Origin of the sequence: Limihaloglobus sulfuriphilus (assembly GCF_001999965.1) — a bacterium.
Classification (GTDB): domain Bacteria; phylum Planctomycetota; class Phycisphaerae; order Sedimentisphaerales; family Sedimentisphaeraceae; genus Limihaloglobus; species Limihaloglobus sulfuriphilus.
Map to the genome: position 1 here is coordinate 2,541,390 of NZ_CP019646.1, position 21,526 is coordinate 2,562,915.

At 47.2% G+C, this 21,526-nt stretch carries 15 protein-coding genes; 7 read left to right on the top strand and 8 right to left on the bottom strand.

Annotated elements, in window-relative coordinates:
* Positions 1-13: 13 nt before the first annotated feature.
* From SMSP2_RS09675 to SMSP2_RS09695, 5 genes are all read right to left on the bottom strand, one after another.
* Entirely contained in the window at positions 14-3,493 is a 3,480-nt protein-coding gene (locus tag SMSP2_RS09675; RefSeq protein WP_146683753.1) for a hypothetical protein, read from the bottom strand.
* Positions 3,494-3,523: 30 nt separating this feature from the next.
* Positions 3,524-6,964, bottom strand: coding sequence for a hypothetical protein (locus SMSP2_RS09680; RefSeq protein ID WP_146683754.1), 3,441 nt, complete (start codon positions 6,962-6,964; stop codon positions 3,524-3,526).
* A gap of 138 nt (positions 6,965-7,102) precedes the next feature.
* Positions 7,103-9,088: a glycoside hydrolase family 2 protein gene (locus SMSP2_RS09685; RefSeq protein ID WP_146683755.1), complete on the bottom strand. Its 1,986-nt coding sequence runs from the start codon at positions 9,086-9,088 to the stop codon at positions 7,103-7,105.
* A gap of 110 nt (positions 9,089-9,198) precedes the next feature.
* Positions 9,199-9,813 carry a PEP-CTERM sorting domain-containing protein gene (locus SMSP2_RS09690; protein WP_146683756.1) on the bottom strand — a complete coding sequence of 205 codons (615 nt, stop codon included), beginning with the start codon at positions 9,811-9,813 and terminating at the stop codon, positions 9,199-9,201.
* An 88-nt stretch (positions 9,814-9,901) separates the two neighbouring features.
* On the bottom strand, positions 9,902-10,792 hold the full coding sequence (locus SMSP2_RS09695) for a type II secretion system protein (protein WP_146683757.1): 891 nt from the start codon (positions 10,790-10,792) through the stop codon (positions 9,902-9,904).
* A 403-nt stretch (positions 10,793-11,195) separates the two neighbouring features.
* Here SMSP2_RS09695 and SMSP2_RS09700 point away from each other — a divergent pair, with 403 nt between their 5' ends.
* Both SMSP2_RS09700 and SMSP2_RS09705 read left to right on the top strand, forming a co-directional pair.
* Positions 11,196-12,260, top strand: coding sequence for a LacI family DNA-binding transcriptional regulator (locus tag SMSP2_RS09700; RefSeq protein ID WP_146683758.1), 1,065 nt, complete (start codon positions 11,196-11,198; stop codon positions 12,258-12,260).
* Between the two features lie 40 nt (positions 12,261-12,300).
* The gene (locus SMSP2_RS09705) at positions 12,301-13,752 is read left to right on the top strand and encodes a family 16 glycosylhydrolase (protein WP_146683759.1); all 1,452 of its coding nucleotides are present in this window, start codon (positions 12,301-12,303) and stop codon (positions 13,750-13,752) included.
* Positions 13,753-13,828: 76 nt separating this feature from the next.
* On the opposite strand, the gene SMSP2_RS09710 is transcribed toward SMSP2_RS09705, so the two are convergent.
* From SMSP2_RS09710 to zntB, 3 genes are all read right to left on the bottom strand, one after another.
* Positions 13,829-14,200, bottom strand: coding sequence for a YbaN family protein (locus SMSP2_RS09710; protein WP_146683760.1), 372 nt, complete (start codon positions 14,198-14,200; stop codon positions 13,829-13,831).
* Positions 14,201-14,282: 82 nt separating this feature from the next.
* Entirely contained in the window at positions 14,283-15,212 is a 930-nt protein-coding gene (locus SMSP2_RS09715) for an alpha/beta hydrolase (protein WP_222566319.1), read from the bottom strand.
* Between the two features lie 22 nt (positions 15,213-15,234).
* Positions 15,235-16,230 (bottom strand): zinc transporter ZntB, encoded by a 996-nt coding sequence (zntB, locus tag SMSP2_RS09720; protein ID WP_335621825.1) that lies wholly within the window; start codon positions 16,228-16,230, stop codon positions 15,235-15,237.
* A gap of 128 nt (positions 16,231-16,358) precedes the next feature.
* On the opposite strand from zntB, the gene SMSP2_RS09725 reads away from it, so the two are divergent.
* From SMSP2_RS09725 to SMSP2_RS09745, 5 genes are all read left to right on the top strand, one after another.
* Complete coding sequence (locus SMSP2_RS09725; protein ID WP_146683762.1) at positions 16,359-16,655, top strand: hypothetical protein; 297 nt, start codon at positions 16,359-16,361, stop codon at positions 16,653-16,655.
* The gene (locus tag SMSP2_RS09730; RefSeq protein ID WP_146683763.1) at positions 16,640-19,768 is read left to right on the top strand and encodes an InlB B-repeat-containing protein; all 3,129 of its coding nucleotides are present in this window, start codon (positions 16,640-16,642) and stop codon (positions 19,766-19,768) included. Before SMSP2_RS09725 ends, SMSP2_RS09730 begins: the two co-directional genes overlap by 16 nt.
* A 753-nt stretch (positions 19,769-20,521) precedes the next feature.
* On the top strand, positions 20,522-20,788 hold the full coding sequence (locus tag SMSP2_RS09735; protein WP_146683764.1) for an AbrB/MazE/SpoVT family DNA-binding domain-containing protein: 267 nt from the start codon (positions 20,522-20,524) through the stop codon (positions 20,786-20,788).
* Positions 20,785-21,195: a putative toxin-antitoxin system toxin component, PIN family gene (locus SMSP2_RS09740; RefSeq protein WP_146683765.1), complete on the top strand. Its 411-nt coding sequence runs from the start codon at positions 20,785-20,787 to the stop codon at positions 21,193-21,195. The genes SMSP2_RS09735 and SMSP2_RS09740 overlap by 4 nt, the downstream gene beginning before the upstream one ends.
* 104 nt (positions 21,196-21,299) lie before the next feature.
* Positions 21,300-21,509, top strand: coding sequence for a hypothetical protein (locus SMSP2_RS09745; protein ID WP_146683766.1), 210 nt, complete (start codon positions 21,300-21,302; stop codon positions 21,507-21,509).
* The last annotated feature ends 17 nt before the right edge of the window (positions 21,510-21,526 follow it).

Here is a 21,526-nt window from a genome sequence, read left to right on the forward strand (position 1 = left end):
CCAAAAGCCATTCTTAGGGATATAGGATTTCTACAACCGCGCCGTCCGGGTCATTGTTGAATTTTATGCTGAAGGTATCGCCGTCATTGTTAAACTCAAATGATACGGGCTGATTATCGGAACCGGTAACGGTTATGTTGCTCTCGATTCCTGAATAAGGCGCCGCCACACGGGCAACCGCCGGTGTCTGATCGGGGCCCTTCAACGTAAACCGCAGCACGTTACCCGCATACTCCTGCGACGTAAGCCGGTGTGTGACGTGCAGCACCGCGGGCGTGCCGCTTTGAAGCTGAGATGTAACATCCCTGTATAGTCCGCTGCTGCCGACAGTTACTACCGGATCAGTAACAACCTCCAGCGCCGGCGAGAAGATATCAACCATCCTGCCCTCAATGCTGACCGGATTGCTGATCGAGTGGGCTATAACAAAGGGACCTCTGTCTATCCTGAAAAATCCAGGTGTCTGCATCGCCGGTCTGCCGATTTTGGCAAGTGCACTGTTAAGAAGAGGCAGATAAACATTATTAGCCGTCGAGGAAGAAGCGAAACTGCCCGGGCTGACCTGCCGGCGAAGTACCCAGCCCTCTCCCTCCTGCCAGTCACTGTCCTGATTTGCACTGCCGCCAAGCTGATCGATCAGGTGTTCCAGAGCCGAGCCGTAGCCGAGCTTTTTCCACCAATAACGGCTGTTAGTGTCTATCGAATCACCGTAAGAGCCCAGCACGACAAGAACGCCGCCGCTGTTAACCCAGTTGACAAGCGAATTGTTCATAGAGACATAACGAGGCTTGAAATGCTCGTAAGAAAGTACAATCACGTCAAACCTGGACAGATAATCCGGCTCGCCCGCGCGTTCCATGACGAAAGAGGAAATCGGGACGCCCTTTTGAATCAGTGGAATGAGAAGCCCGTATGCGTTCTGCAGCCTCGGATAGCCGCCCGTCTGCCACATCATTGTGTCAGCGACAGCGGCGCCGATGCGCTGTGTGGGCTGATTAACCCCGTCAACGTGCCACTGGCCGCCCTTCTGTATTTCCTGAAGAACCTGAGTGATGGTCAGAATCCGTATTCTGAAATCCTCCGGAGCCGGTGTGCCGCCGCCGGTAGCAAAACCTAAATCTTCAAATATCCGCTCAGGCCAGGGTAGAATCTGATAAGAATCAACGTCCGGCATACTGAGCATCGCGGCTATGGATTGCCTGTACCAATTTTCATACTGCTGCCATGTGCGATTGAGATCATCTTCGACCGGGTCAACAAGCAGCCACAGCTTCTTACCGGATGCCGCGGTCAATTGGACAAAATAATCATAAAGCGCAAAAGCCGATGAGAAGAATGATTTATCAGATGAGTTGTACTGATTCAATGACCAGTTTATCGGCCCTGTCCATACCTGGCCTATATAGCCGTCATAGGACGCGGTTGTTGACTGCCCCAACGGAGCAACCAGTGGATATGCAAAAGCAACGTTACTGTAAAGCGAGTGAACAGGAACTATAAAGGCTGCATTTTCGTTTTTCTGCCGTGCTGATTCTTTGGTTTTTGAATAGAGCCTGCTTAAAAGTTGTTCATAGAGATGCTCTTTGAGCTGTCCGGTATAATATCGGGCGGCAGCGGAAGTATGGCCGCCTTCCCACGGCCGGCCGTAATAATCAACCCATAACTGCTTAAAACTCTCTTCATAGCCACCGTTTAGAAACGTAAGCGGCTCTTCCGGCAGGATTGCCTCCGCTCCAACAATCTCAATAGATTTTTCCGTCATTTCCTCAAGATAGCTAACCCAGCCGTCTGTGGCAGTCATATAATAACGGCTGCCTTCTATTCCGAACAAACCGCCCCACTGGTCTGTTTGAATATCATCAGTGTGGTCTCGGCCGTCCCAAGTGCCATTCCAATAGACATTACCGGCATCAGAATCTGCTATAAACGATCTGGCGACACTATAGCCCTTCTGCCTCCAGGAATCTACAGTAGTCTTGCTGATATAATGCCAATCACCAAAACTCTGTCCCCAACTGGTTACAGCATCCGATGCGATGGCGGATCTGAGACTATACCCCAGTCCGGTCTGGAAGAAAGTTTTCGCGTTATAAAAATCTGATTCGATAAAGCTGCCGCACCCGGGATCAGCGGAATCATTACATTCAGTCCATTGCCCGGTCACCAGGTAAAAATCTTCTGTCCCGATTCTGCAATCTTTGTTCAAATCCCCCTGCATATAACCGCCATCTAAACAAGACCCCTGCTGAGCCTGAACAACATCAGCCCTGAAGCCATACACATTTGGCTTATACATTAGATAGTCATAAATGCTGCTTGAAGAAACCGCAAACCTTGCAGATGTACTTTCCCCGCCGGAGGTCATTGAAAAGCGAACATAAACCACATCGGAGCCGCCGACAAAATCGGTTATATCGTAATGAACGCCGGGGCCGCTGTCAGTACCGGAAGCGACTTGTGTCCAGTACTTATTATCTTTGGAAACCCACAACTGTGATTTGCACGAAGAATCCGCCGCGTAACGCGTAGCCCAGACTTCTGCGCTGTCAAAACTTGTATCTATCACATAGCCCGGGCCGTATATTTCGGTAAAATCATACTTATAAACAACTTCAGCATAACCATCAACAACAGGGCAGTAATACCTGTAGGTTGTTGACGGCTCGGAGTAAATCTGTGCGTTAGTCATCGAATAGCGGTAATCCTCATACGCCGCGTCAGCGTCAAACAAATCCCATATATCACTGAAGGTATTCGGCGACTCATAGTTGGGGTTGCAGGACGGATCAAACGGGTCGTTGCAATCCATCCAGCTGCCCGCCAGTGCGGCAAAATCGTTCAGCTCAACGCGGCAGTTATGGTCAACATCGCCGCTGAGATAATACCCCTGCTGACATGAGCCGTATTGGCTGTGAACAATCTCTGCTTCAAACCCATAAACGTTTGGAGCCTCAAGGCTGGAGTTTGCCTGTTGTGACCGGCAGAACTGAGTATGTATGGCATCCGAATCCGCATCCATATAAAACTTTATATAGACTACACTTGAGCCGTTCACAATATCAGATATATCGTGCCGGACGGCAGGGCCGTTATCAGATCCGCCGGCGATAAGATGCCAGTCAATGCCGTCGGCAGAGACATAAAGCTCTGTCAAACCGCCAAGATTGAGCCTTGTACTCCATACGTAAGCGCTGCTTGACTGAGTGTCAACTACATATCCATCACCATATATCGCACTGAAATCGTATTTGTAGATCACGGATGCGGGATTTATATCTACCGGACAAAAATATTTAAATCCCAATTGTGTTTCTGTCTCTATCCTGGCGTTATCCATACGGTAAAGGTATTTTTGACCGGTGCCGGCTGTATCGTACATATCCCAGACATCGCTGAAAAACTCAGCCGAGACATTGCCGCAAGAGACACACAGCATAACACACAACAACAGTAGAGTCCTGTTGAATATATGCTTTTTAAAATTTTCAGTCAAAATACACTTCATATTTTACATTAATTATTCTTACTGTGGATATTCAATTTCTACAACCGCTCCGTCCGGGTCATTGTTGAATTTTATGCTGAAGGTATCGCCGTCATCGCTAAACTCAAATGATACGGGCTGATTATCGGAACCGGTAACGTTTATGTTGCTCTCGATTCCCGAATACGGCGCCGCCACACGGGCAACCGCCGGTGTCTGATCGGGGCCCTTCAACGTAAACCGCAGCACATTGCCCGCATACTCCTGCGACATAAGCCGGTGTGTGGCGTGCAGCACCGCGGGCGTGCCGCTTTGAAGCTGCGATGTAACATCTCTGTATAAGCCGCTGCTGCCGACAGTTACGATAGGATCAGTAACAACCTCCAGCGCCGGCGAGAAGATATCAACCATCCTGCCCTGGATACTGACCGGATTGCTGATCGAGTGGGCTATAACAAAGGGGCCTCTGTCTATCCTGAAAAATCCAGGTGTCTGCATCGCCGGTCTGCCGATTTTGGCAAGTGCACTGTTAAGCAGAGGCAGATAAACATTATTAGCCGTCGAGGAAGAAGCGAAACTGCCCGGGCTGACCTGCCGGCGAAGTACCCAGCCCTCTCCCGCCTGCCAGTCGTTGTCCTGATTTGCACTGCCGCCAAACTGATCGATCAGGTGTTCCAGAGCCGAGCCGTAGCCGAGCTTTTCCCACCAATAACGGCTGTTAGTGTCTATCGAATCACCGTAAGAGCCCAGCACGACAAGAACTCCGCCGCTTTTGACCCAGTTGACAAGCGAATTGTTCATAGAGACATAACGAGGCTTGAAATGCTCGTACGAAAGTACAATCACGTCAAACCGGGACAAATACTCCGGCTCGCCCGCGCGTTCCATGACGAAAGAGGAAATCGGGACGCCCTTTTGAATCAGGGGAATGAGAAGCCCGTATGCGTTCTGCAGCCTCGGATAGCCGCCCGTCTGCCACATCATTGTGTCAGCGACAGCGGCGCCGATTCGCTGCGTCGGCTCGTTAACCCCGTCAATGTGCCACTGGCCGCCCTTCTGGATTTCCTGAAGAACCTGAGTAATGGTTAAAACCAGTATTCTGAAATCCTCCGGACCGGGTGTGACGCCGCCGCCCATCGCGAAGCCATCTTCAAATACGCGCTCGGGCCAGGGCATAATTTCATACGAATCGATTTCATCCATACTCAGCAATGCAGCCACTGAGTGTTTGTACCACCCTTCATAACTTTCCCATGTATGGCTTGGGTCGTCTTCTACAGGATCCACCAGCAGCCACAGTTTTCTATCAGATGCGACAGATAGCTGAGTAAAATAGTCATACAATGCAAACGCCGACGAAAAGAATGATTGATCATATCCGTTATACTGGTTCAATGACCAGTTTATCGGCCCTGTCCATATCTGACCGATGTAACCGTCATAATCCTGCATTGTAGTCCGGCCCAGCGGAGCGACAAGGCCCGCCGCGACGTTGCTGTACATTGAATGTATTGGAATTACGAACGGGATATTCTGATTTTTTTCACGGGCGATATCTTTCGTTCTGGTATAGAGTTTCTTGAGAAGCTCTTCATACAGGCGGCATTTGAGCTGACCTGTGTCAAATCTGGCGGATAATGAGCTGCTGCCGGCTTCCCACGGCCTGTTGTAATAATCAACCCATATATCTTTGAAGCTCTGCTCGTAGCCGCTGCTCAAGTGGGCAAGAGGTTCTTCCGGCAGGATCGCATCAGCGCCTGCGTTATTCAGGGATTTTTCGGTTATATCTTCGAGATAATCCGTCCAGCCGTCTGTGGGCGTCATGTAATAACGAGTACCGGCAACACTAAACAACCCCCCCCCCCGATCTGTTTCGATGTCATCAGTATGCTCTCTGCCATCCCATTCACCAGAGGTGTATATGCTGCCGGCGTCAGAGTCAGAGAAAAACATCCTGCCGACACTGTAACCGTTCTGCTGCCATGAGTTTATCGCTGTTTCAATATAGTCCCAGCTTAAGCCGTGTCCGTGAAGTATCATTGCATCTGTCGAAATGGCGGACTTGGGGCTGTAGGTAAGTGTTGTCTGGAACATGGTTTTGGCTTTATAAAAGCCCGACTCGATAAAGTCGCCGCACTCGGGGTCGGAAGAATTATTGCATTTTCCCCACTGCTGAGCCATCAGCATCAAATCTTCTGTATCTACGCGGCAGTCTTTATTCATTTCGCCGTCGAGATAGTTGCCGCCCAGACACGACTGCGGCTGGGACTGCACAACATTGGCGCGGAAACCGTAAACGTTGGGCTTGTAAATGAGATAATCGTAAATGCTGCTCGAGGAGAGCGCTGCCTGCGCAGATGTGCGGTCCGGGCCGGAGGTCATGGAAAACCGCACATAAACCGTATTTGAACCGCCAACAACATCGCTTATGTCATGGTGGACGCCCGGTCCGTTGTCAGTGCCTGAGGCGGCGAGCGTCCAGACCTCGTTATCCGGCGAGACCCAAAGCTGAGATTTGCTCCCGCTGCCGGCAATACGTGTGCACCAGACCTCCGCGCTGTCATCCTTTGTGTCTATCACATAGCCGGGGCCGTAAATCTGTTCGAAATCGTATTTGTACACTACCTCCGCATAGCCGGGCTCAATCGGGCAGTAATATTTGTATGTTGTTGACGGCGGAGCATAAATCTCCGCGTTTGTCATTGAATACCGGTAATCCTCGTACGCCGCCTCGGCGTCAAACAAATCCCATATATCGCTGAAGGTATTTGAGGACTCATAATTGGGGTTGCAGAACGGATCAAACGGGTCGTTGCATTCCATCCAGCTCCTTGCAAGTCCGGCGAAATCACCAAGCTCAACGCGGCAGTTATGATTCACATCGCCGCTGAGGTAATACTCCCGCTGACATGAACCGTTGTCGGCATGAACCACTTTTGCCTCGAACCCATATACATTGGGTGTTTCAAAGTCCGGATTATCCTCTTGAGAACGGCAAAACTGGGAATTGATGTGGCTTGAAACAGGATCGACAACAAACTTAACATAAACAACCCCCGCGCCGCCGATTATCTTCGATATATTATGACGCTGAGCGGGGCCGTAATCTTCACCGGAGGCAATAAGATGCCAGTCAATCCCGTTTACAGAGACATAAAGCTCTGCCGTGCCTCCTATGTTCAGGCGGGTAGCCCAGACTTTCGCTCCATAGTCATAGGGATCAACCACATAGACGGGGCCGTAAATAGTGCTGAAATCATATTTATAAATAACCTCTGCCCTTTCGAGTGTTGAGGAGCAGAAAAACTTAAAATCAGGCTCTGTATATATTTCGGCATTGTCAAGGCGATAAAGATACTTCTGGCTGACTTGAGGCGGGTCGTACATATCCCATACATCACTGAATAATTCCGCCGAGGCAGAAACACATAAAACACATAGCAAAACCAACATTGACAATCTTTTAACCGTACCGGTCATATTTCACTCCACTAATGGTGTCATAAAGCTATTTGCAAAATCCTTAATTGGAGGATTTTCCTGTTAAAAATAAAAATTATTCAGTAAGAAACCTGAGAGCTTATCAGCGGCGCCGAATAACGCGGCTCAGGTATAAAATCATAGAACATTCACTTCGCATTCAACTCTGTTCGCGGGTTTGAGAAGTATATCTTTCAAACGCACTGCCGCGGGCTTGAGGTTGCCCTCGAAATCGATCAGCGATGTATTTGCCGGGCATGGGTAGCTGTCATGTCCCATCCAGATAATGAAGCCGCCAACCCTCGGGAATTTACTTTTATAAATATTCAAAGCCGTGCAGAGATAATCCGCCTGGCGTTTCTGTCCCCACTGAACGTATTGCTCAATAGACGAGGGGCAGCGCCCGTGCTCGTCGATAAACTCCTGATCCTCTATCCACCATGACGAAGCCGACCACAGCGGGTTTTCAAGCGATACAGGAAGCGGCTCAAAAGAGCCTTTGTATTTTGTTATAATATCAGCAGATGAGGGACCTGGGATGCCCATTTCCGCCCTGAAATGCGAATCTTCGTCCTGCCAGTAATTCTGCCACTGATCCAGTGTATAACCCTTCGCTTTCCATGGGCCGTGCACGTTCCAATGCAGATTCTGGTTAAACGATTCTTCATGGGCGTTGAAACGCGGGCCGATTGGAGATGTCGGCATAAACCGGCGCTGCGGGTCAAACAGCATCACTGCCTCTTCCAGGCTCTCCAGCATCGGGTGGGTGCTGTCCAGCGGCAGGCCGATACCCGGCGAGCCGTCAAGAGCGGTCTGGAGCTCATTGCCGCCGCACCAGACGGAAATTGAAACATGCCTCTGCAGCCGCTTCAAATACGAAACGGCGGTTTCGGTAATGACCTCTATAGCCGCCTTCTCACGCGGCGGGCTGTTGTCTATACCTGATGAGCTCAAAGGGAACTCCTGCCAGACCATAAGGCCCAGCTCGTCGCAGATTTCATAGAGGCAGTCGGGCTCTTTGACACCCCCGCCCCAGATTCTAATCAGGTTAAAGCCCATCTCTTTGTAATGATTGAGCCGGAGAAAATAATCTTCCTCTCTCAGGTCAGCGTAATTGGGCAGTATGGGTGTCCAGTTCACCCCCTGAATAAACATATCCCTGCCGTTGACCCTGCAAATCCAGGGATCGCACTCGGCGGGCGTGCTATGGCAGTTTTTCCAGCTGATTTTCTTAAAGCCGACCCGCTCTGATACCTCTTTTACAAGATTGCCGCTGCCGTCATATATCCTGATTCGCAGGCGGTAGAGTTTCTGATGCCCCAGACCGTTTGGCCACCAGGAGGAGACTTTCAATCTGCCGGCGGAAAAGACGCCGCCGTCTATCGGGTGCTTTCGGCTGAATACTGTTTGATTTCCGTCAAAAAGCGAAATTTCAGCATAAACATCTGAATCGCTCTGTGCATCAAAGGAAACGCAAACCTCGCCTGTACCGCTTTGATAATCATAATCTGTATATGAAATTACAGATCTCACGTAAACAGAATCAAAGCCCTCGATGCTGATAGGGCCGAAGATACCCGTCTGGACGAGCCGCCGCGTCCAGTCCCAGGTATAATTATAACGCGGCTTCCAATCGTTTATTTTAGATGTGTAACCGTACTGACCAAGCCATCGCGGCGGGCAGTCGAATATAATCTGTAATGTATTATTACTTTTTTCCAAGTATCGCGTCAGCTCAACTTCATGGCTTACAAAGGCATTGTCAAAAGAATACACCTGTGTGGAATTGACAAAAATCCGCCCCTTGTAGTCCAGGCCGTCGATCTTGAGCATGTGCCGCGTCGAGCTGCTTAGCCACTCTTGCGGAAGCTGCGTCTCAAAAAGCCACTGGCGGTTTTCCACCCATTCGCAAAGGCGGTAGTTATCTCCCTGGTTCCAGTCGGGAATTAACCCCGCATCGAGCAGGCTCTTCTGAACAGAACAGGGTACCGCGGCAGGTATCCCACGGACATCCGCATCGAGGTTTTCACCAAGTTCAGCACTGCTGCACAGGTCCCACTGATTGGGCAGGTATCCCGTGAGCGTCCAATTTAAAGTTGAAAGATCGTGAACACAATTTCGCATAATAGAAATCTGAGCTGTGCTTCAAAGCACTGCAAATAGTTGACTTAATTAAAAGGCGTACGCGTTTGAACACGTACGCCTTATTTATAAACTTTATTGAAACGTACTTGTTATTTTCTTCTCTTCAGCAGCAGTGCGCCAAGTCCTAATACTGCAAGGCTCGCAGGTTCAGGGACTAAAACGGCGTTGTCCGCCCTTGTAACACCCCAGTCACCGTATGTACCGCCTCCCATGTAACCGACGATGCGATATCTGATTTTTTGCGTATTTGCGGGAGCGGTCAGGGTCATTGAGCGAGTTACCCAGGAATGCTCAATATAATCAGGGTCAGTAGGCTTAAGCTCGGCGCCGTCCTGTCCGGAAATCAATGCATTAGCAGCGTCATAGAATTCTAAATTGAGGTAAATCTGCTCTGCTCCGGCGATTCTGCCTTTGAATTCGGCTGAAGCGGTGAACTCAGTACCGCCGACATCTGTTCCAAAATCGACAGTCTGTTCTCCCCAGCCCCAGTTAAGTGACTCTAAATCGCCAATCTGAAGCTGCCACTCTCCGTGACCGGCCTGGATTTCAGTTTCACGCTGGACATTGCCGCCGGCAAAATACCAATTATCAGCTATGGCATTGCCGTCGCCGTCTTCAAAACCAGGGTTTAACAGATAATTTGCATTGACCGCACATACTGTACTCAATACAACCAACAAATAAAAAACAGTCTTCTTTTTCATGGTACTTCTAACTCCAAAAAAAGGAAAAATAAATTTTAATGGCCCACTCGGACCATTCACTAACACATTATATCATTGTCGGACCCGCTTAGCGAAAACGTGCAGGCACCCACATTATATCATTTGCCTGATAATCCGGCCATCTGCCGTTTTCAGCATACCTGAAGGCCTCTTCTTTTTTCAGATATTCACAGTGGCCGTCCCAGTAGCCCATATTGATACCTTCCTGGTGACGATACGCCGGAGAATTCCAGCCGGGCCCCGAAGGGTTGGTATTGCTGCCCTGCACATCTCCGAAAATATCCCACATTCGTTTATAATCCGCGTTCTGCATCACCAGACCGAAGTCTGTCGAATCGCCGAAAGCGAAACACCTCTGGGGATATTTGACATCTGATTGTTTAAAACCTATATAACCGCCTCGGAAGTCAGGATTGAAGCCGCTTGAACGCGGATCAGGGTTTAAACCCGTCCAGTTGTAGCCGTAGTTAATATCAACACGCTCTGCGCCGGTGTCTAATATCTCTTTGTGAGGCGGAGAACTGGGGCACTGAAACTGCTTGGAAACGGTCAGGTCATTTGCGATGCTGTCGTCAACTGTCTTTCCCGGGTCAACTAACTTACGGAAATACGGCATCTGAAACCACCTTGCTTGATAACTGCTTGTATCTTCAAGTACCGAGCCAGGGAACACGAAAGGCATATAGTAGCCTTTGTTCTCGTTGGCGTAGATTGTATTGGCGGTAGTCAGTGTCCTGACATTGTTCATGCAGACAATCCTCTTGGCGGCTTCCCGGGCCCTGTTAAGCGCCGGCAGCATTATCGCCATAAGCAGTGCTATAATTGAGATAACTACAAGCAGCTCTATGAGGGTGAAACCGCCGCGGAACCGACTCTTGCGAGAAGTTATGAGGGATGTGCGATTCTGTTTCGGGTTAGCTGCTTTAAAAGACATTTTCACGTTACTTCGATTTAACATTCTTAATCCTTAAATGCATATGAATAAATTGTCATGTACAAACTTCTTTATGATTAGGATTGTAGCAGACGGCCGCGGTTCTGTCAACATAAAATCCGTAAAAAAATAGACTTTAAGGGAAACATTGTTTCCATAAAAAGAAAACAAATTTCTAAAAATCACTGAGACTTACTCGGTTTGAAATCAACACAAAACAAAACACTGCGACGTAAAATGCTTACCAACAAGCGTTTAAAGTACAAAGTTAAATATCTTTTTTGAATATGCCCACTGAACATTAAAGAAACAATATTACAATATTACAGATACAAAAATTTATTTATTCTCAAACATTTATTGCAAAATTGCCGAACAACTATTATTATATTTCTATGGCACAGACATTGGTTGCAAAGGAAAATGAATGCTAAATATAAAAGTCAGACAAATAGCAAGAGAACTTGGGCTCGCTCCGTCAACGGTTTCAAAGGCGCTTCGCGGCACAAACACCGGCGTCTCCGCTGAAACCGCACGAAAGGTATTGCGATATTGCGTATCGAACAAGCATTTCAGCAATTACCAGGCCGGCACACTGCTTTTGAGAATCGGCGAAAAAACCCGCGGCTCACAGATCTTCTGCATAACACACCGCAGCGGCCTGAGCATGTACGATGAAGTGTTCCACGGAATATGCGATAAACTGCGTGAAAATCAATTCTTCCCTTCTCTTTACACACTTGACCGCGAAGGTGTTAACGGGTTCCCTTTCAGCCTGGCCAGCGTTGCCGTAGTTCTGGGCAGGGTGCAGAAGTCTGTCCTTGAAAAACTCACCGAGAACAATATCAAAACCGTTGTTGTCGATGATAAGGTCTCAGTCCCCGGTGTCAGCTGTGTAAACAGCAACAACCTCGAGGCGATGACCGCGGCGGTAGAGATACTGATTGAAAAAGGGCACAAACGGATAGCCTTCCTGTGCAACCATGAAGACCAGATTTGCTACACACATACTTTTCACCAAAGGCAGCTCGGCTACATTGTGGGGCATTTGAATTCCGGATTGAAATACGATGAGAAACTCTTGATTACAGGCCAGCTTGAGAACATTGACGAACGCCATCTAACACCCAAAGTCTGCTTCTCGAGCATACGAATTCTCTGCCGCAGAATTCTCGATTTAAAACCCCTTCCAACTGCCGTAATTGCCGTAAACGACATGCACGGCTATATTTTGCGCCAGGTGCTAAATGAAGCCGGATTGAAAGTCCCCGAAGATATCAGCATAATCGGCTACGACGGCGAACACTGCCTCAACAACAACCAGACCATATACGCCCCGATTTCGACGATGGTTGTAAAATGGAAACTGATGGGCGTTGAAGCGGTAAACATGGCTTTGAGCTCACTTTATGACACCGATGCCCCCGAGAGGCATATAGAGGTACCCACCACATACCAGGATGCCGGCACAGTCGCGCCGCCAAAAAACTGAAACCATCAGGGGCTGAGACTGTATAAATCTGGAGAATAAAATGCGAAAAATCGTAACAACCGCCGCTTTTCTGGCCGTCTGCCAGGCCGGTTTTTCAGTCAATCTGATTGCAAACGGCGATTTTGAAAGCGGTACCGTTGCGGGGCATTTTCTCTACGGCTATCCCGAAGGCTGGGAAGGCGTCAGCGTTGACGGCTGGCATCACAGTGACACCGGCTATCATAAAGACAGCTGCGGCATAGCAATATGGAACAACAGCACACTGTTAGAGCAGCTCCTGGATTCCGGCCCCGCCCGCCGGTACAAGCTCACCGCCGAGATGATATACCACACAACCGAGGTGCTTGTAAATAAGCGGGCTTACCTGCGGGCGCAATTCTGGCAGGGAAGCTATCCGGACGGCATACTCCTGGGCGAGGATGACGCCGGACTGCTCACACCCAGCCACAGTTCCGGGCAGTGGTACAACTTCTCAAAGATAATCACAACCCCTGCCGGCACCGACCAGATGCGGATTATATGTTCCACGGAGAGAATCAACACAAATGTACCATCTTCGGGCAAGGCATACTGGGATAATATCGCCGTGGAGGTTCAGAGCGTTATAAATGACCCGGATTACAACGGCGATATGACGGTAAATATCCTCGATTTTACCCTGATGGCATCTGGCTGGCTGAAGGTTGACGCAGATGTGAACCTGGCGGGAGAAAACTTCATAGACGGTGAAGACCTGGCGGTACTGGCCGATAACTGGCTGGCCCGGCTTTGGGGGTATGAGCTTGTCTGGGCGGATGAGTTCAACGCCGCTCAGCTCGACACGGCCGCATGGACACATGATATCGGCACGGGCGACTGGGGCTGGGGCAACGGCGAATGGCAGTATTACACCGCCAGGCCGGAAAATATCAGGCTCCAGGACGGAAAGCTGATAATTGAAGCCCGAAAAGAAAATTACGGCACAAGCAGCTACACATCCGCCAGGATCAAAACACAGGGCAAACAGAGCTTCCAGTACGGCCGGATTGAGGTACGCATAAAGATGCCCGCAGGCGGAAATGGAATCTGGCCGGCGTTCTGGATGCTTGGAAACAATATATCAAACGTTGGCTGGCCGGCGTGCGGCGAGATCGACATCGTTGAGATGATGGAGGATCCATACAAAAGCTCAGGGGCCCTTCACTATGGCTCATCGGAGGAGCACCGATACCAAAGCGGAGATGACGCAGCCGCCGGGAACCTCTCATCGGACTACCATGTTTTCGCTATTGAATGGGAACCAACCCAGATCCGCTGGTACCGTGATGATGTGAATTACTTCACGGCGACGCAGTGGTGGAGCAGCACCGGCGAATACCCGGCACCGTTCAACCAGCAGTTCTATATCCTGCTCAACTTCGCCGTTGGAGCTCACTGGACGGTCGAAGACCCCAATGTCGTCTTTCCGCAGCAGCTTATGGTCGATTACGTCAGAGTGTACCGTAAAAGATAGGCGTAATTCAGGGTGGTTTTAATCTGGGAAGCCGTATTTTAATGCTTCAAAACCGCTGCCCTAAAGTGCGGCTGGTTTATGTTTTTCCGGGAACATAGGTGTTGAGGCCGAGGATATGCTTTGATACGGCGGCAGCAATGATCAGCAGCAGTATTTTTACCGTGAAATGCAGCGGGGCGAACACCACAGAATAGCCTATAGTAATCCATAACAGCGAAACCGCGGAGATTTTGTGGGAGAGCCTGATGCTTCTATTCTGGCGGTAGTTTCTGATATACTCGCCGCAGATGCGGTTGTTGAGCAGCCAGTGGTGCGCTTTTTGCGAGCTTCTGGCAAAGCATACCCCCGCCAGCAGCAGAAACGGCGTGGTTGGCAGCAGAGGGATAAACATGCCAAGCACACCCAACCCCACAGATATAAATCCGCTAATTATAAGTATCTGTTTCATACTGTTGCTGCTTTTCGCCGCGATACGGGTTGAAGCCTTTCAAACATACATTTGTAACATCTTACAATAGTTAAGTTTGTGTTCATTCTTTGGATAAAACTCCAATTTCTTTCATCCAGTCCTCACACGCCGCGGGCCACTGCGATGCCGGGCCGGCCTGAGGCCGCGTGCCAAAGCCGTGTCCGCCTTTGAGATATATGTGCATTTCAGCGGCAACGCCGGCATCGAGACAGGCCTGGTAAAAGAGCAGGCTGTTTTGAGGCAAGACGCCCTTATCATCGCCGGCATGAACCAGAAACGCCGGCGGGGTATCGGCTCTAACCTGCATTTCGTTTGACATAAGCTCAACCAGCTCGGGCTCGGGATCGCTGCCGAGCAGCTTTTGGCGAGAACCCATGTGGCCAATGCCGCTCTTCATGGAGATCACGGGGTAGATCAGCACCTGGAAGTCCGGCCTGCATGAAACCGCATCAACGGGGTCCGTCTTGCCGGGCAGTTTTACCGGATCATTGAAATGTGTGCCGGCACTTGATGCCAGATGCCCGCCGGCGGAAAAACCCAGAATACCGATCCTTTTGGGGTCAATATCCCATTTTTCCGCATTTGAGCGGACAGTGCGTATCGTCCGCTGGGCATCTGCCAGGGGAACGGGGTGACGGTATCCGTTTGCCGGCAGCCTGTAGGTAAGCACAAATGCGTTGATGCCGATACTGTTTAGCCATTCCGCGATTTGCACCCCCTCGTGGTCATCGGCGAGCCTGGCATAGCCGCCGCCCGGGCAGACAATAACCGCAGCTTTCGAAGACGGCTGAGCTGGGGCCGGATAAAAGTCCATCGAGGGTATATCTGCATCTGCGCCGCCCTTTGAGAAAGGAATTTCACTCTGCCACAATTGCAATGTCATTTTGTTCTCCTGTTTTTCCAGAGTTTCTGCGCCGCAAACACCGGCCAGCACGAGACAAAACGCGGCCAATGCGAGCTTTTTAGGATATTCTGTTGATAGTATTTTCATTCTGATACCTGAAACTGTCTTTTCAAAACCATTTTTTCTTTTTGAATATTAAAATCTGCAGTATTACCACAGCACACAAGAAAAGAATGAATACCCAGAAGGCGAACCTGTATTCAGCCCCGGGTATGCCGGCAACGTTGATGCCGAGCAGTCCGGTAAGAAAACCCAGCGGCATAAACAGAGCAGCCACGATGGAAAGAACGTACATACGGGTATTCATCTGCTCAGCCAGCCGGTTGGAGAGCTCTTCCTGGCTGACGGCCGCCCTGTCGCGTACAGAGTCGAGATCTTCGGTAAACCGCATCAGCTGATCTGTGATTTCCCGCAGATAAACCCTGTCGCGGTCCTGCATCCAGGCTATTTTTTCGGTTTGAATCCGTGTCATTGCTTCCCGCTGCGGGGCCAGATGCCGCCGGAGCATTATCGCCTCGCGGCGGAGCTCGGATATCTTGGAACGCAATGAATAACTTTCAGTATCGATGATATCTTCTTCTATCTGAGCAGTCCTGTCTTCGAACTCCTCTACTGTGCCGCCCATCCTCGAGATGAGGTTGCCGGCAATCTCCACCAGCAGCTCAGAGGTATTTTCAGGGCCCTGGTTTGCCTCGAAAGCCTTTATTATGTCATCTTCGCTGAGCAGTTTTCGCCGGCGGGTGGTTATCAGCCGGTCCTGTTCAACCCATAGACGTATCGCAACCATGTCTTCGGGGTCTGAGCCGGGGTTTAGATTCACACCCCGAAGCGCGGCAAGCAGCCCGCCATCGACCATGGCTGCTCTGGGCCGGCTCTCTTCGCTGAGAAGCGAGTCAATAACAACCTCATCGAGGCCGCTGTTGCTGGTAATCCAGTCGATGGTTTCGGGGCTTGTATAGTCAAAATGCAGCCACAAAGGGCCGTCCTGGGGTTTCCATTTGTTCACAGATTCCCAGTCCAGTCTTTTGGCCGAGCCTTTGCCGTCCATCAGATATGCGTATAAAAGTCCGTTCATTTGTACCGCCTCTTTTTGAATATTACTGATTTTAACCTATTTTATAGAGGTCAGGCGTATATTGCAAACTAAAACGCAGAGCTTTTGTATTCCGAGAGGGCAATAACCAGTATAATTCTATTGACAATGAGGGGATTTCGTATGATAATGCCGGCAACATGACTGAGGATATACAAGATTATACCTACACTTATGACTATGAAAGTCGGCTTGTCAGGATTGAAGACAGCCAGAGCGCGGCAGTTGCTCAGTTTTGCTATGATGCCCTGGGCAGGCGGATTATGAAGGACGACAACACGGTGGATTATCCCTGGATGTATTATTATGACAACAAGGGGCGGATGACCATAAGCAGGTCAACCGTCTCGGTTGACATTGACAGAGCGAAAATTCCTCTCCGCTGTAAATGCCCAGCGGGAAAGACCAAAATAGGATTTATATGTATAATACTTTAAAATACAACCATAGCTTGAAATGTAAAAGGTTATCAATAAAGAACATAGATGATGTACTCAACAAAAAGAGACTTCCCCTCTTTACTTTGCTCTTAACTATTCTTTGTTTAACTTGCGGAAGTTTTGGTGTTGAGGTATCTAATGTATCTGCTGCCCAAAGAACAGATGGCAGTGGACTTGTAGATATCTATTATACTCTGTCTGATTTGAGTGATGGTAACTGTGAAATTAGTCTTCAAATTAGTTATGACAGCGGAAGTACTTGGGATGTTGAGGCATCATCACTTACTGGAGACATAGGTGATGGCGTTACTTCAGGGGGCAAACATATTGCCTGGGATAGTAAGGCTGATCTGCCCGAAGCCAACAACTCGTTCTATCGAGTTAAGGTCATTGCAAAAGGTTATAGCGAGTTTGGGACATATACCATTGATGGTGATACCTCATATAACAATGAACTTCGCATTTACAATATCCCGGAGGGTATGGCTAGAATATCTTATGTTTCAGGTTATACAACGAATTTTTCTTTGAGTTCGCCAAAACCCGCCTGGGGAAGATATGCTTGCAATTGTGTTTCTTTTAAAGCTACAACATATCATGTAGTTCCTTTTGAAGAATGTTGGGGTTATTATTTATATTTAAATGATTTACTTTCATGTTTAGATTGTTTGCCTCCCGCTTATATAAAAATTGAACATGATACTTATTTAAGGGTGTGGTTGTGGGATGAGCCAGTGGGTACCGGCAATACACTAACACATCGAGATGGGCAGGTAACTTTCAGATTAGATACCATTACAGCGACAGATGAAGGTATATCAGATATTTTTTCAATTCACAACAACGCAGATTATGGAGAAAGTTACATTTCGATTGATAAGGTAGCAAGTCCTCTCGGAACTCTCTCTAGTGACGACATGCCCAGAGGAACATGGAAGTGGCACATTCCTATTGATGGACATGTTGCATATAATACAACACTGGATTTCTCATGGGAAACAGATTCTTACGCAAAAATAGAAATATATGCAACTGCTTATGGTCCGAATGGTTCAACATATCCAAAGTTGTTATATTCAAACAGTAATGTTTCTACAGGTTCTGGTTCCAACTCATTATTATTAGGATCTGGCAATCCGTTGCCGGGAGATGAAAATACCTATGAAGTTGTTTTTTCTGCATATATATTCAACGGTGAATATGACTACCAAGTACCCAATGATACGGATTATGATGTTCTGACGGTTTCAGAAAACCTTCGCACTGATTATCGCCCTCAAATACCTAATATTGCATCGGCAAAACGTGACTGGATATTGATAAGATCGGGAGAGTTTGAGAATTATAGTAGAGAGAAATTACTGGATATATATAATCGCTATATGAATGTTTATACAACTATTCGAAATGAAATCAAAAATAAGGCACAAGCAGCAATTGAAGATCAAATATGGGATGTGTTTGGTTTTGTTTTTCCAGAACCAGTTATGGTAGCGGCTGGAGCTGCATCAGGTAGATATTCAAATTTCGATGCATTATTGCTTGATATTTCAAAAGCTGTACTAAAATATGTCAAGTCTGATAGTGGGCTTGATGATTGGCTTATTCCTCAAGTTATTCCATATATGCTAAAATCAGCTTATAGAGTTTATGATCATGAAAAAAATTGCCTCGAACTTCAATATTACATTTACATAATTGATTATGTAGCGGTACTTCTAGATGATATTATTGCTACAGCAACAGATGGTGAGTACCCAGGGAAGGTGGTTATCAGCTGGACGCCAATAAATAATGCAACTCAATATACTGTTTACAGGTCAACACAGCCAGATTCATCAGATATTTCTATATTATTCAGTGCAGTTTACGCAGAGACTATTGAAGATACAACTATTGAACCGGGACGTACTTATTATTATTCAGTCAGAACCGAGGTAGATGGAAAGATGTATTTTTCAGAAGCTGATGCAGGTTTTGCAAGGCATGAACTGAATTTCACACTAAACTCCAGTCATGGAAACCCAGTTCCTGAACCTGATACATATAAATACATAGCAGGTGCCAGTGTTCCACCTGGTACAGTGCAATCGCCGGCAGATCAAACAAATACAACAAGGTATATATGTACCGGCTATTATGGCACCGGCAGTGCTCCGAGCGGCAATACAAATTCTTATACCTCATTTGCAATTACAGAAGAATCATCCATTACCTGGAAATGGAACCCTCAGTATATGGTGACTGCTACGGCAGGTAACAATGGATACCTCACCCTAAATCCATCAGGCTGGCATGACAGGGGTACGTCAATTACCGTCTCGGCACAACCCAACAATAGTTATGAAATTGACAGATGGATTGTAAACGGCGTTAACGTGCAAAATGGGGGTGTAAGTTTATCACTGAATAATATTTCAAATGCCAAAAATATATTTGTGATATTTTCTGGAATTGAAATCAATTTTTCTATTGTATCCGAACACGGGGAATCCAGTCCTGAAATCGGCAGCTATTCTTACGTTGTCAATGATATAGTTCCAGAAGGAAGTGTTAATTCTCCGGCAGATGACAACGGTAGTCAGCGTTTCATTTGTTCCGGCTTTGAGGGGACTGGTGACGCTCCAAGCGGTAGGGAAACCTCATATTCCTCATTTTCAATTACACAGGACTCTTGCATAATATGGCAATGGTATCCTCAATATATGGTTTCTATGGATGTTGCTTATGGAGGTTCAATAGTGGAAAACCCTGCTGGTTGGAAAGATACAGGCAGTTCCATAGATGCCCGAATTCAACCTCAAGAGGGTTTTGGTGTAAATAAGTGGTATGTCAATGGTATTGCTTATCAAGACGGTGGAGAGAGTTTCAGTTTCGACAATTTAAACGAGCCAGTTAATATTTATGCAGACATGATTTCACTGACTCCGTTGATAGCAGGAGATATTACAGGTGAGGGTCTTGTAAACTTAAGGGACTTTACAATTTTGGCATCACAATGGCTGGCATCCCCAGGTGTAGCATCGGCAGATGTTTCTGAACCATGTGATGGTTATGTCGATTACTTAGATCTTATTGTGTTGGCCGAGAGCTGGCTTAGTGGAAATTGATGGTCATTAAATATCTCAAATGGCGAAGAAACAAAGTGGTCAAGTCTCTTTTTAAACATTACGGGCACACAAGATCTTTATTATAAGCACTTTACGTGTGGAAGGCTGTCCGAGTCTTAAATCCTGAATAGGGGAAATTAAAAGGGGTAAATTAAAAGGGTTGAGACTCTTTGTTTTTGTAAGGTATTGCAAATGAATACTTTATGGTTACTGTTTAAATGTATTATATCCTTGAAACCTGATTCATTTATGATAAGATGGGTAAAGTGATTAGCGAATACGAACAGGTTGTGACCGGCTGGGCTCGGTATTTAAGTTTATAGCACCTGTCGCGGGCTCGAAAAAACGGATAACATGAATAATACTTTTAAAGAATACAGATTTAGCAAGTGTAACGTTTTGAAAGTAAAGGAGATACGTAACGACAGAATTCTCTTTATGTGTAAAACCCTTTACAATAATAAGTTATAAAACAAAATCAGATACATATACCTGAAAAAATACTGCCGAAACTCTTTGCTCTTAACTTATCACTCTTAACTTTTGATCCTGTAAATCCTGTCTGATAAGAATTTTAAATTACCATGAAGTTCATGAAGAACACAAAGAATTTCTTATGATTTAAACTTCAATTCCTTCAATACCTTCATGCTTAAAAATGAGAACTAAAACTATTTTTAGTTTCCACTTGAATAAGTGCCGTCAAACCCGTAAAATCTTACTGGTAAGATTATTTATTAAGAAAGGTTTCTTATGTTGACAAATTTTGCTACAACAAAAATGTCCTCTAAAGGGCAAGTCGTGATCCCTGAATCTGTTAGGAAAGCACTCGGTTTGGAGAACGGCTGCCAGTTTCTTGTTTTAGGGGAAAAAGATGCTGTTATTCTCAAAGCAATCTCTGCCCCTTCCAAGCAAGAGTTCAGCAGCTTGATTTCTAAAGCACGTAAGGAAGCGAAAAAAGCCGGCTTAGAGCCCAAAGATATCTCCAATGCGATCGCTAAAGTTAGAGGCAGAAAGTGAAAACACCTATAGTTGTGGTTGACACAAATGTCTTTGTTTCGGGCATCTTTTTTAGTGGACCGCCGTATAGTATTCTCAAGGCCTGGCAGGATGACCGGCTTCATATTGCTGTCACCAAAGAGATAATTGAAGAATATCGGAGAGTTATTGAAACCCTGTCGGAGAAATTCGAAAGTACCGATATTGATTATTTCTGGGAACTACTCCTTATCGAAGCTGAGCTGGTTCCTTCGTATTCATTTAATGAAGTGATCTGCGAGGACCCGGACGATGACAAATTCCTTGCTTGTGCAATTGCGGCCAAAAGTAAGTATATCATAAGCGGTGATAAACATTTGCTCAAAATAGGCCAGTTTCTTAACACAAAAATTGTAACTCCAAGGTATTTCCTCGACAATATGCTATGAATAAGTAAAATTAAAAAGCTATTAAATTCTACCTTAACAGGAGTGAAAACGGCCAGAGCACGGCAGTTGCTCAGTTTTGCTATGATGCCCTTAGCAGGCGGATTATGAAGGACGACAATACGATGGATTATCCCTGGATGTATTATTATGACAACAAGGGTCGGATGGTTGAGAAGATGGAAACTTCGCGGAACGTGGAGCAGCGTAATCTGTTAGAGTTCACGCTTGAGCGTGTTAAACCTCACAGACAGGACACACTGAAGTGCGGACTCTTACAGACAGAGCAATCGAGAAACTATGAATCCGGTTTATAAACAATTAAAAATTATGG

What these genes read in the sequence shown, in the direction of transcription:
- SMSP2_RS09680 (WP_146683754.1), bottom strand. Translation starts at nt 6,964, where the DNA reads ATGACCGGTACGGTTAAAAGATTGTCAATGTTGGTTTTGCTATGTGTT.
- SMSP2_RS09685 (WP_146683755.1), bottom strand. Translation starts at nt 9,088, where the DNA reads ATGCGAAATTGTGTTCACGATCTTTCAACTTTAAATTGGACGCTCACG.
- SMSP2_RS09690 (WP_146683756.1), bottom strand. Translation starts at nt 9,813, where the DNA reads ATGAAAAAGAAGACTGTTTTTTATTTGTTGGTTGTATTGAGTACAGTA.
- SMSP2_RS09695 (WP_146683757.1), bottom strand. Translation starts at nt 10,792, where the DNA reads ATGTTAAATCGAAGTAACGTGAAAATGTCTTTTAAAGCAGCTAACCCG.
- SMSP2_RS09700 (WP_146683758.1), top strand. Translation starts at nt 11,196, where the DNA reads ATGCTAAATATAAAAGTCAGACAAATAGCAAGAGAACTTGGGCTCGCT.
- SMSP2_RS09705 (WP_146683759.1), top strand. Translation starts at nt 12,301, where the DNA reads ATGCGAAAAATCGTAACAACCGCCGCTTTTCTGGCCGTCTGCCAGGCC.
- SMSP2_RS09710 (WP_146683760.1), bottom strand. Translation starts at nt 14,200, where the DNA reads ATGAAACAGATACTTATAATTAGCGGATTTATATCTGTGGGGTTGGGT.
- SMSP2_RS09715 (WP_222566319.1), bottom strand. Translation starts at nt 15,212, where the DNA reads ATGAAAATACTATCAACAGAATATCCTAAAAAGCTCGCATTGGCCGCG.
- SMSP2_RS09725 (WP_146683762.1), top strand. Translation starts at nt 16,359, where the DNA reads ATGACTGAGGATATACAAGATTATACCTACACTTATGACTATGAAAGT.
- SMSP2_RS09730 (WP_146683763.1), top strand. Translation starts at nt 16,640, where the DNA reads ATGTATAATACTTTAAAATACAACCATAGCTTGAAATGTAAAAGGTTA.
- SMSP2_RS09735 (WP_146683764.1), top strand. Translation starts at nt 20,522, where the DNA reads ATGTTGACAAATTTTGCTACAACAAAAATGTCCTCTAAAGGGCAAGTC.
- SMSP2_RS09745 (WP_146683766.1), top strand. Translation starts at nt 21,300, where the DNA reads ATGAAGGACGACAATACGATGGATTATCCCTGGATGTATTATTATGAC.